Origin of the sequence: Spirosoma sp. SC4-14, assembly GCF_037201965.1 — a bacterium.
In the GTDB taxonomy this organism is placed as follows: Bacteria; Bacteroidota; Bacteroidia; order Cytophagales; family Spirosomataceae; genus Spirosoma.
This window is the reverse complement of sequence record NZ_CP147519.1, coordinates 273,364-286,241: the sequence shown is the minus strand read 5'-3', so window position 1 is coordinate 286,241 and position 12,878 is coordinate 273,364. Positions and strand designations below refer to the sequence as shown.

The following is a 12,878-nucleotide window of genomic DNA, read 5'->3' as shown; positions in this document are numbered from 1 at the left end:
TCCAATTGATATGAAAACTAACTATTTACGGCTTTTTCTGGCCGGTGTTCTTCTTAGCCTGACGATAGCCTGCCAAAAGGATGTAAGCCTGGACCCCATTGGTTTTGAGCCCACTACGTTTACAACCGAAGCACAACTCAGCAATCAGTTGGCGGGTGTGTATAATGTCCTGGAAATGGATCAGTTGTATGCGCAGGGACTGTGGGGCTACCTACAGGCCGGTGCCGACGAAAGCTTTCGGAACGGTACGAATGCCAGCACAATCCTGACCGAACTCTACAGCATCAGCAATTCGGAAGCGAACGTGAATACGTTCTGGAAACAGCTATACATCGGCATCGAGCGGGCTAATGTGTTGCTGGATGGGATAAACAAGGTGACGATGGACGAAACCAAACGGGCCAATATCCGGGGGCAGGCTTTGTTTCTTCGGGCCTACTACTTCTACCTGCTCGTGAGCAACTTCGGCGATGTACCGCTGAAAACCACCCTCACCACCGACATGGGCACTAACTTTAATCTGCCCCGTACACCCGCCAAAGATGTATATGCTTTGATTCTACGCGATATGACGAAAGCCGATTCGCTGGTTCAGACAATGCCGCAGGCCCAGACGCCTACCATCGTAACCCAAACGGCGGTTGAAGCGATACTGGCCCGCGTTTGCCTGACCATGGCGGGTGAACCCCTAAAGGATGTGTCGAAGTATAAAGATGCACTGTTCTGGGCACAGAAAGTTATCAGTTCGAACCTGCATTCGCTGAATTCGACCCCACTGCCGCAGTCTGCCGGTACGCCCGCCTACGCCCGTTTGTTCATCAACAATATGCAGAACAATGTCAATGACAAAAACACGTCGGAAGGAATCTGGGATGCCGCTTTTCTGTCGAAATCCAATGCGACGGGCACCTATGCCAGCAGCGGTTTTCTGGTAACGCAAACGCTGGGGGCCATCATGGGCGTAACCTGCCCGGATGCGTCTGCATCGGCCCCTATTGGTTTTTCGCCGGGAACGTATCGGGCGCAGGCTTCGCTGTATAAACTGTACGGCCCCGGCGACTTACGGCGCGACTGGGCCATTGCGCCTTACATTTACAAAGACGCCACGACAACCCGATACCCCATTTTATCGGTAAATATTACGGGCGGAGGAGGCACAGGCGCAGCAGCCATTGCCAATGTTTCGCCAACGGGAGCGATTACGTCCATTACCGTTGAAAACGGCGGTTCAGGCTATTCGACGGCTCCAACTGTCAGTTTCTCGGCCACGGCGGGCAGTGGAGCCGTTGCGACAGCCGTGGTGACGGGTGGGAAACTGACCGCCATTACCCTGGCGACACCGGGCACTGGCTACCCCAGTCTGTATGACCGCCCCGTTGGCAAGTGGCGTCGCGAATATGAACTGAATCTGCCGCCAGTCCGACTTCAAAACAACACCTCCAGCAATTTCCCCATCATCCGTTATGCCGATGTGTTACTGATGGCCGCTGAAGCTGATTTGAAGGTTAACGGGGGCGCTAAGGGAGTCGACTATTACAACCAGGTACGACGCCGGGCGTATGGACTCAATCCGCTGGTTTCCGGCTCACCGGTGGATGCAACGGCCATTACCATGCAGGACATCATGGATGAACGGTCGCGGGAGCTGTGTTTTGAAGGACAGCGCCGGAACGACCTGATCCGGTGGGGCGTCATGCAGAACGTCATGCAGAATCTCATTGCGACGGTTTCCAGTACAGCCCCCAGTAATTATGTGACCTCGGCCTCGCTCGCAGCTACCAATTTTGTAACTGCTTATCCCAAACACCTCCTTTTCCCGATTCCAGCCAATGAGATTTCGTTAGACAACGCGCTGACGCAAAACCCCGGCTGGTAAACCCCGACACAACCATGAATAAATACAATATTTCCCTAAGCAGTATGGCGCTCCTGCTTGCCTCGCTTACCGCCTGTCGGCAAACGGATGTCGATGCACCGTCATTTGACGTGAGCACGACCAAAACGACGGTCAAAGCAGGCGAAACAGTTCCATTTACATTTACAGGCGGCAACCCTGACCAGCTTGTTTTCTACTCCGGCGAAATTGGTAAACGCTATGAGAATCGAAGTCGTACGTCACTGGCGGGGGTAGACAAACTCGTGTTTCAGTCGGCCATGCAACAGGGCGTTCTGGCCAGCCAGGATTCGTTGCGGCTGCTGGTGTCGACTAATCTGAAAAGCTACGATGCCAATGGAATCGCCAGTGCTACCTGGACCGACATAACCGCCCGAAACACGAAATGGCCCAAAGCACTAAGCACCTCGTATACAACTTCCGACTCCATTGATCTGACGAGTTTCAACACAGCGGACTCAGTAGCGATTGCGTTCCGGTTTCTGGGTAAAAAAGATATCGCTAATCCGCAGCGCAAATGGCAGATTCAGAACCTGACGCTAACGAATAAGGTAGCAGACGGGACGCAAACGCCACTCCTGTCGACCTTTGCCAATACGGGCTGGGTGCAGCTCAGCATCAAAAATCAGGCAACAGCCTGGGATGTGGGAACGGCCAATGTGTCGGCCGCCACGAGTGTCAGTAACACCAGTGGCAAAGTCATCCGGTCGTCCTACCCCATTACCTTCGACCCCGGCACAACCGTTGGCGTAGATGATAACGACGACTGGCTGATTACCAGCAAGGTAAACCCAAAGACAGTGAAGCCAGATGTTGGAGTTGTCATTAAAAATACGGCAAATAATGCCCTGTACACCTACAGCTATGCCTTCAAAACGGCGGGCACGTACACCGTTACGTTCATAGCCCAAAACAGCAACGTGAATGATCGAAAGGACGTAGTCAGGCAGGTACAGATTACCGTTACGCCCTAACGCTAGCCCCCTGTACTTCTCTTCCTAGTCACAGAAGCTGTAAAACTCAAAGCAGCCCATTTCCTAACTCTTCAAAATGAGACACTTACCTTTACTCATACTCCTTTGTCTGCTCAGGCCCGCAGTGGCGCAAACCAATTTTGTTACTAATGGCGGCTTCGAGTCGTATCCGGTTGGTGCTGCTAGTTTTACGACAACCACCGCCGGTACACTCGGTGCCGTTCAGGCAGGCAAATGGCAGCTGACGTTCGTAACGGGCTCCTGTACCGGCGGTTGTTCAGGCGGTACAGCCCAAATTGACAACACCACAAAAAACTCAGGCAGTAATTCGCTTTATATCAACATTGCCAAACAGACGAACCGGAATGACATCAAGCTGTTTCAGGTGTTCCCTGCCACTCCTACTATCGTCGCAGACCGATACGAGCTGTCGTTTTTCATGAAAGCCGATGCCGCCAACTACCTCTTTACGGTAGACGTGCTGAAATCGACGCAGAGTACAACGACCAACGGAGCCCCCCCGTTTGCAACCCTTTTCCGGTCAACGACCGGCTGGAAGCAGTATAAAATGGTCGTTGACCTGACAGGCTGGACAGATGCCGAACGCACGAATATGCGGATTTCGATACGGCCCAATACCAACACGACCACCGCGCTGCCGACAGGCCCGTTTCCGAAAGTCTTCTGGATCGACGATGTGGTCTTCAAACCCTATACAACGCGGGGTGATCTGGCGGGCCTGAAAGACATCGCTATTCAGGTTGCGCAGGAACGTCAGCAAATGGCCGCCGATTCGGGCTTTGCCGACGAAGCCACTGCGCTAGCCAGTGAGATCGTGCAGTTACAGAACAGCTCGCCAGCGGCTCCTGTCGTCCCCGACAAGGCCATCGGCTTTAATCCGGCAATTCAGGTAACAACGAACAACCCGTTTATTCAGAGCCTGAGTAACTGGGCGTCTGGGTATCTGTCGCAAGCCCCGGTGGTATACCCCAAATCCAAACCGGGGGTGTTTGTATTTCCGGGAAGTAGCTTTGCTACCTGCCGAACGCTCGGCGTAACGCTGGAACAACTACATTGGCTTTTAGTGTCGCCCCTGAGCGATTACCAGTACAATGGTGAATTGTTCCGACGGTTTCTGCAAATCGTCTATGCCACGTCCGATGATTATAAACTCAATGGCGGGGGCGAAGTTGGTGAGATTCCGGGTAGTACCGACAATGGCATGAACGACTGGTTTGCTACTGGCCCAATCACCTACGGCTGGCGCATGGCTGATCTTTCGTTCTCAGGTTATATTCCGCCGACGCTCGACCAGCGATTGAAGGATGCCGCTTATCAGGCCGGAACGAACTACCGGGCGATTGAACCCGCCTTTAACCAGGGCACTTACACCAACCGCGATATTTCGTATGCTGAGACGTTAATGCACGCGGGCTTATTCCTGAACAATCCGGACTGGATCAATTTCGCCAAAACCATCATCAACTCGGTTACCAATCAGGCAAGTGGCACAGGCCAGTATCCTGATGGAGCATTCAGCTATATCCGGACACAGAACGAAGTAGCCAACTACCACGGAGCCACCTACAATTCGCTGGCTAAACTCTGGGCCGTATCGGACTATCAACCCGCCTGGGATGGCCTGAGCCGGGGGGCCAACTACGAAGTGCTGAGTATCGAAGCACAGGATGTACAGGAGTTTTATACCGCGCCAGCCTGGAAAACCCAGTGGAATGGTGCCCTGGGTGCTTCGGGCGAACCATTACTGTACGTGACCGAAAACCCTTATCTGAAAACCAAATTTGATCAGCTAAAAGCCATTTACGGCTACACGGCCAGCCCACTCTATGCCTCGTTTTACAAAGCGAACCTGACCGGCAAACCACTACCCGATAATTATGTAGTGTACGACCGGAATATTCAGGGGCCACGGGGCCGGTATGGGCGGTATTCGTATGGTATCACGGCCCGTAGTGTGTCGCCCGCCGGTGATCCCGAACCCGGCCTGCAAACGTTCGTGGGTGCGATGACCACCCAAACAGGTCGCTCGGCCAATCACGACGAAATGAATGCGGCCCTGATGGCGGTGCATTCCAAAGTTCACGTGCGGACTAACACAGGTACGCAGTGGCAGGATTGGGCATACATGGCAACCAACATCAAACCAAAGGTATGCGTGGCCAAAACGGCTTCGTCGGTTTCGTCTACGTCTGACCTGCAATACCAGACCTCCGGGCCAACGGGGCGCAAAGTACCCTGGTCGTCATACCAGCAATGGATAACCCTACCCGACCGGATGATTGGGCTGGTCGAAACCTATCCAACCAACAATACCGACGCGCAGGCGCTGGAAATCGACGGTCGGGTTCGGTTCACCTATGGCCGGACGGGGCTGCTCAATCCCAAAAATCTGGTTGTCGATGAAGCGGGGAAACGTTACACCTACGGCACATTGAAAGCCATTATCCACGAGCATGATTTTTCGACCGTAACGACCGGTATTGCCGGGGTGCTGCGGGATGATGTGCAGCAGGCCGAAGAAATTATCTTTCGCTACAATCTATCCGACGGAACGAACCTGTATACCTATCCCGGCTCGACAAAAAAATACTTCATCATCGAAATTCGGAATGCTGATGCGGTGGGCGATGCGGTTGTAAGCCGGATAACGGATGGCTCGGTCAAAGGCCTGGTGGTCAAGCTAAACGGCAAATCCTTTTCGTCGTTCCGGAACAATGGCCCGACTGATGCCACGGTCGATATCAGTGCGGGATTGGTAGCCGGAAACACAAACGAAGTTCATTTTTCGCGGGCCGATGCACCGACGCAATTGGCGCAGGTGCTGAGTACAACGGCGGTGTCGCTGGCTGCTAACGAACAAATTCTGACCGTATCTTCCAATGATGAGGCCGATCTGGGTAATGGCTGGCAGAATTTCGACCAGACGCTATCCGGCATTCCGACGAATACGACACCCATTGCCTCAGCCACCATCGCCAGCCAGACCGCGACGGTGGGACAGAGCTTTAGCCTGACCACACCCGCGTTCACGGATGTCGAAACGCCGGGTCGATTGACGGTTGCAGCAGCGGATTTACCCGACGGCTTGTCCTTTGCCAACGGTATACTTAGCGGAACCCCAACCGCCCCCGGAACCTCGACCATAACGCTCACAGCAACGGACCCCAACGGACTGACGGGCGATACCCGGTTTACGCTGACCGTGAGCCTGCCGGTCACGCTGAAAATTCAGTACAAAGACGGCGACAACGGACAACTTACCAACAACCAGATTAGCCCACGACTGCAACTGACCAACGTGGGCAATGCGCCGGTTCCATACAGTGAGGTGACGATTCGGTACTGGTTTACAGCGGAGAATTATGCACCGATCAACACCTGGCTCGACTATGCACAACTGGGTAACGACAATGTAAAGATGGCTTACGTATGGTTAGACCAGCCCCGCGCGGGTGCTACGGGCTACGTTGAGTATTCGTTTCTTCCATCGGCTGGTAATCTGGCGGCTGGCAGCAACTCCGGCGAAATCCAGACGCGCATCTCGAAGCAGAACTGGACCAATTTCGACGAAAGCGATGATTATTCGTATGCCGCTAACGCTGGTTACGCCCTTACGGATAAAATCACCATTTACAGAACAACGGCTGGCGGAGCACCGCAATTGATATGGGGAACAGAACCGCCACTGGTTCCGCAGGTTTTGCAGGTGAAAGCCCAGTCGGAGAACAGGAACAGCAATACCGGTACCAATACGATCAGTACGTACCTCAAAATCGCCAACACGGGCAACACGCCGATTGCCTATAAAGACCTAACGGTTCGCTACTGGTTTACGGCCGACGGTACCCAGCCGCTTAATTACTGGATAGATTATGCCGAGCTGGGCAGTGGAAAAGTAAGTGGCCGATTCGTCAAAACACCGACGCTGATGACCGGAACAGACACCTATTTCGAGATGAAGTTCGATTCTACGCTGGGCAGTCTATATCCACAAAGTAACACCGGCAACATTCAATACCGAATAGCCAAAAATGACTGGTCGAACTTCGACGAAACAAACGACTATTCGTATAAAGTGGCAGCTCCTATGGCCGACAATGACCATATCACCCTGTACAAAAAAGCCAGCGATGGCAGCCTGCAGTTGCTATACGGAACCGAGCCTGCATCGGGTGCCCGGCGGGCGGCTCAGGAGAGTACCGAACTGGTCATAGGCGCATATCCGAACCCCGTCGAAAACCAGGTAACCATCCGTGCGGGCGAATCGGCTGGCCCCATCGATGTGACAATTTATGGGACAACTGGCCGAATCGTTCACCAAGAGCATACGCAGTTCGGCACTCCTTTTACGGTTGGTCACCTGGCAACCGGAATCTATCTACTGAAGGTCCAAACGGATCAGCAGGTACGTTACTGTCGGCTACTTAAGAAGTAATCGCAGCCCCGGTTCGGTAGTTGACCGGGGCTTACTTAAACGTTGCGCTCATGTCACAGTTTTTGTTTACTCAACAACTCGCTTTTCTCGTAACTGCCTGCCTGACAGTTACACTGAGCTATGGTCAGGCACCGCAAACGACCGTTTGGCCCGCTCCTCCCCAAAACGAGGGCCTGCCTTACACCCGGTCGGGAAAGCCCAGAGCACTGGAAGCAATCAGGGGCACAACGGCCCTTTTTGCGGGTAGTCGCTATGCGTATGTCAATGGCTACAAAGTTCGGTTAGATACCATAGACCTACTGCGGGCCGAAGCATTTATCCAAAATGGTAACCTCTTTGTGCCCGAAACCTTTGGATCAGTCATTAGTATAGCGTCAGCACTGCCGAACGCAATCCATCCAAAACCAGTACCGGCCGGGTTGGAAATGCTGGCCAGCCGCTGGGTGTATGACATATACAGACCGGCAATTACACTGCCTGAATCGGTCGAAAAACGAGTGGTGAAGCAGACCACCTATGTATCGGCCAACGCGTTGGCGAAACACTTTGGCAAACAGGTTTATCAGACAAAACGGGGGTTACTGCTCATCAGCGACAAACCAATTACCTACCGGGAGGGGCAGAATTCAACCCTCGACGATTGTATCGTGACATTGTTCGACACGCCCGAAAAGCTGATGGACCCTGCTATTGCCACCCGCTCCATTCCGATGCTGACCGCACAAGGCCCGGTGACGGCCCATGCCCGGTTTACCCCCGACCAGCTAAAGATTCTTGACGGTCCCGAAGCCGAGTGGCCCGAAACGCCCCGTAGCGAGTATGACCTGACGGGCTTTAATCAGAAACTGCTGGGGTCGGCAGTGCCCCCACCGGGCGTGTATCCCCGGCTGTTGTTCAGTCCCGACGATGTTCCGATGCTGCAACAGCACATTCGGGAAAACAAGTCGGCGCAGAAGTCGATGACAGAAATCGAAGTCCTGTTTCGCAAAACCTGGTGGAACCCATCAACCAGCGACGGCAGGGTCTTCGATCAACTGGCTTCCGGCGAGTTGTCGGAGCAGGCAGAGGTAAACAAGGGTAGCGGGGTCTACGCCGTTGAATCATTGACCAAAGATCACAAGCCGGGCATTACCACCTCACACATCAATTACGTAACCAATTGCCTGACCACGATGGCCTTGTATTGCCTGCTGACGGATAATGCTACACTGGGCAAAAAGGTCGCCAGTGCGATCAGTACGTATTACCAGTTGATCGACAAAAAAGTAGACGCACACCTGCTGACCTCCGACAGCGAGTTTGGCACCAGCCCCGATTATGCCAATAATTCGGAAACACACTGGCGGGGTATGCACTCGGTTGTACCCCATATGGATCTGGCCTTTTCGCTCGATTTTGCTGGTAAATACATGACAACGAAGCAGTTGCATACCATGCAGCAACTGATTGCCAAAGCAACCTATGGTCGCAGAACGGGCGGGGGCGACGGGCCGCGACGGGCCTGGCGCGACATGAACCACCTGACCTGGCACCTGACTCACCATCTGGCCATTGCCACCATCGAAGGACTCGACGGTTTCGACCCCGAAGCCTATGCGTCGGGTTGCGAATTAGCCCGCGATTTTCTGGAATGGGGCATCGACAAAAACGGGCAGATGTTTGAAAGCAATGGAAAAAGTGGCGGTGGCATGCAATTCCAGATTCTGGCCATGATTATGCAGGCTCGCCGGGGCGATAACCTCTGGGGACACCCACATCTTCGGAAAATGCTCACCGCACAAGTATACACCACCTCACCCGATAGACGGGAAACGGTCAGTAGTGGCACCTGGGGTGGCAGCCCATTAGCCTTGCAAACCGTCACCGAACTGAAAGCGTTCTACCCGAATGACCGGGCGGCCGACTATTTGATTCAGGCGCAGTTGCCCAACCTCGATCTGGCCAGCTTTGATTTAGCCCGCTATCATGATCAACTGGAAGCCAGCATCAAAGGCGTTCGGCTGCCGGGCCCAACCTACCCAGGCTTTGGCGTGGGCTTCCCCTATATTGTTGACTGGAAGCCAACCACCCGTGCCGATCTGAACCTGCCCCTCGACTGGAATGATGCGGTTCACGGGGTATTCTCGACCGCCAGCGACCGAACCGAAAACGCCAGTTGGCTGTGTCTGCACGTTCGCCCGAATCACTACATCGGATCGGGGCATCACCATGCCGACATTGGTATGTTTTATATGTCGGGGCTGGGTGTGAACTGGATTACTGAATCACCGTTTCCGAAAACATATTCGGGGAAATACCACAACGAAATCCTGATCGACGGAAAAGCCGAAGCGGATGGCCCACCAGCAGCCGGCAAATACCTGGGAGCCCGTATCAGCCCCGATGCAGCCTTTGCCACCGCCGATCAAAGTTATGCCTACTCCTGGCAGTGGTGCACGCAGGTACAGGACTGGGGGAAAGGATTCTCTGCCATCGACCCTGCCTTTCAGGCCCGTGGCTGGGAACTGGAGCCAGATACGAGCATTATCAACATCTTCAAAGGAACAAGTCAGTATAAAATGCGGCCCTGGTGGCCCACGTCTAATTTTTCCAACTGGATACCAACCCTGCGGGCACCCTGGAATCCGGTAGACTATGTGTATCGCTCAACGGGTTTGGTTAAAGGGCTGCATCCCTATGCCGTGGTGGTCGATGATGCCAAAAAAGACGGACAGTTGCACCGGTATCAGTGGACCGCCATGCTTGCCAGGGGGGTCTGGGAGGCCAGCTATAAAAACCGGCCAGACCGAACCACCGTGCTGGCCTATGACCAAACGCTGGCTGACTCGTGGGCCAAACCCAGTGCGGGTCCGGCCCTTGATCCGAAAAAAGGAGATCCACTTTTACTCGTCGTTGACCTCTCCGGCGGAGAAAAAGAAGCTGGTCCGGTGGTGGAAACCGCAACCGACGGACCCGATGAAGGAAAAGGCCCACAACGCTATAACAGACTAACAATCAATCGATACGGCACAGAAGTTCGCTACCGAATTCTGTTGATCCCATTTCGGTTTGGCGACGAACTACCCGTTATCAGCTACCAAAACAATAGCGCAACAATCACCTGGAAAGACCAGACCAACACGCTGGTGTTCGATGCCGATACGAGTCACCGCTCGCACATCCGCGTCAGGCAGGCGGGAAACGTGGTTGGAGAAAGTAGATAGCCGAACTGGATACATTATCCTATCTGATTTTTACATGTGGATATAAACAAACAACATAAAAAATGATGCGCTCCTTAGTTAATCTCCCCATTGTTGCTCTGTTGATGTTAACCTGTACTACCCCAAAGCGGGTGGCAGGGCCAGCGCCGTTTGTAAAACCCGTTTTCAACCCCAATCCGACCGGTGCCTATCTATCGCCTGAAGCGAGCATGAAGACCATGCATCTTCCCCAGGGGTATCACCTCGAACTGGTGGCCAGCGAACCGATGATCAAAGAACCGGTTGCCCTTGCTTGGGATGGTAACGCCAGGCTGTACGTAGCCGAAATGCTGACCTACATGCAGGATGCCGACGGGAGCGGTGAGCAGGAACCCGTTAGCCGGATTTCGCTCCTTGAAGATACCGACAACGATGGAAAAATGGACAAAAGCAGCGTCTTCATCGACAAGCTTCTGTTGCCTCGTATGATCCAGTGTGTGAATCATGAACTACTGGTTAATGAAACCAATACCATTGCCATTTATAGCTACACGGATACCGATGGAGATGGAAAAGCCGACAAAAAGAAGCTGCTCTACGACAATCCTACCTACAGGAACACCAACAACATGGAACATCAGCGGAGCGGGCTGGACTGGAACCTCGACAACTGGATGTACCTGACATACGACCCTGTTCGCTTCCGGTATACAAACGGCACCATGCAGGTTGATACCCTCGTCAGCGGGTCGAGCGGGCAATGGGGATTGACCCACGATAATTACGGCCGGTTATTTTTCTCCAGCGCCGGGGGCGAAAATCCGGTGTTGAGTTTTCAGATAAACCCAGTTTACGGTAATCTCAATTTTGATGATCAGTTTACGGCCGACTTTCAGGAAGTGTGGCCAATCATAGCTACCCCCGACGTGCAGGGTGGTTTCAAACGGCTCCGGCCCAATGTTACCCTAAATCATTTCACGGCCAGTACCGGCCAGTCCATCTTCCGGGGAAATAATCTGCCAGCGGATTTAATCGGCGATTACTTTGTAGCCGAGCCGGTTGCCCGAATTATCCGGCGGGCAAAGGTGACAACCATCGCGGGAAAAACTTCGCTGAAGAACGCCTATCAGCAGGAGGAATTTTTGGCATCTTCTGATATGAACTTCCGGCCCGTTAACACCTACACCGGCCCGGATGGTAACCTCTACATCGTTGATATGCACCGGGGTATTATTCAGGAAGCCAACTGGACAAAAAAAGGAAGCTTCCTGCGCAACCGGATCGACAGTTTGGGCCTGGCTGCAAACACGGGCCACGGGCGGATTTACCGGGTTGTACACGAAGGCTACCAGCGGCCGGCCAGGCCGAAGATGCTGGATGAGAGCAGTGCTCAGCTGATTGCTTATTTAGGGCACCCGAACGGCTGGTGGCGCGATAATGCCCAAAAACAGCTTATCGCCAGAGGAGATCAATCGGTGGTGCCCGCCCTAAAACAACTCGCTATTGCCCGGCAAAGTCCCGAATCGACAGACGCACATTTGGCCCGGATTCACGCACTCTGGACCCTGGAAGGCCTTGGTGCCATCGACAAAGACCTGATCGGTCAGGCATTACGCGATAAAAACGCGCAGGTCAGAAAAACGGCAGTCTGGCTTAGTGAACCCTATGTGAAGCGCAACGACGAGCTGATGATTACTCAAATAGGCATGCTCAAAGCTGACGAGAGCTTCGATGTACGGGTTCAGTTGTTGCTGTCGGTCTATGCCAGCAAATCCAGCAGAGCGGCTCCGCTGCTCAACGAAATAATAGCCGATAACGCAACGAATGAGATGATGGCAGCCACCAAAGCCGCTCTCGACAAAAATGAAGATGTTCGAAAGTTTGGCCGTCGGTTAGGTGTGCTGGCAGCCGCAGACCGGGCGTTGATTTTAGACGGCGCGATGACCTTTAAATCGCTGTGTTCCAGTTGCCACGGTCCCGAGGGAAAAGGACTGTCTGTGGGAGGGGGTACCATGCCAGCCCCGCCTTTGATGGCCTCAAAACGGTTGCAGTTCGACAACAAGAACATGGCAATCCGCATTCTGCTACACGGCCTGTCGGGGCCGGTCGATGGGAAAGACTACCCCAGCGTGATGCCGTCAATGGCCGAAAACAGCGACGAATGGATCGCTTCTGTTCTCAGCTACATCCGATACGAATTTGGCGGCAGTTCCCGACTCTCGCCCGCTGTCAAACCCGACGAAATCAGAAAACTCAGAACCAGCCACGCAGGGCGCAGTCAGGCCTGGACCTTGTCTGAGCTGGAATCCCAAAAGAAAGAGGAGCAAGCAGTGCAGAATAGTATCACGAAATAACAAAAATAGTAGTGGTGA

General features: G+C 53.6%; 5 protein-coding genes. All 5 read left to right on the top strand.

Translation table 11 applies throughout. The features are described 5' to 3' along the window. The first annotated feature begins 10 nt into the window (after nt 1-10). The 5 genes from WBJ53_RS33275 (at nt 11) to WBJ53_RS33255 (ending at nt 12,860) form a co-directional block, all read left to right on the top strand. Complete coding sequence (locus tag WBJ53_RS33275) at nt 11-1,876, top strand: RagB/SusD family nutrient uptake outer membrane protein (RefSeq protein ID WP_338877348.1); 1,866 nt, start codon at nt 11-13, stop codon at nt 1,874-1,876. 14 nt (nt 1,877-1,890) lie between these two features. Then, nucleotides 1,891-2,868, top strand: coding sequence for a DUF5017 domain-containing protein (locus WBJ53_RS33270; RefSeq protein WP_338877347.1), 978 nt, complete (start codon nt 1,891-1,893; stop codon nt 2,866-2,868). A gap of 76 nt (nt 2,869-2,944) precedes the next feature. Continuing rightward, a complete protein-coding gene (locus tag WBJ53_RS33265; RefSeq protein WP_338877346.1) occupies nt 2,945-7,324 on the top strand; it encodes a cellulose binding domain-containing protein in 4,380 nt (1,459 codons plus the stop codon). Between the two features lie 50 nt (nt 7,325-7,374). After that, a complete protein-coding gene (locus WBJ53_RS33260; protein ID WP_338877345.1) occupies nt 7,375-10,527 on the top strand; it encodes a hypothetical protein in 3,153 nt (1,050 codons plus the stop codon). A gap of 62 nt (nt 10,528-10,589) precedes the next feature. Beyond that, entirely contained in the window at nt 10,590-12,860 is a 2,271-nt protein-coding gene (locus tag WBJ53_RS33255) for a c-type cytochrome (RefSeq protein WP_338877344.1), read from the top strand. Nucleotides 12,861-12,878: the final 18 nt, after the last annotated feature.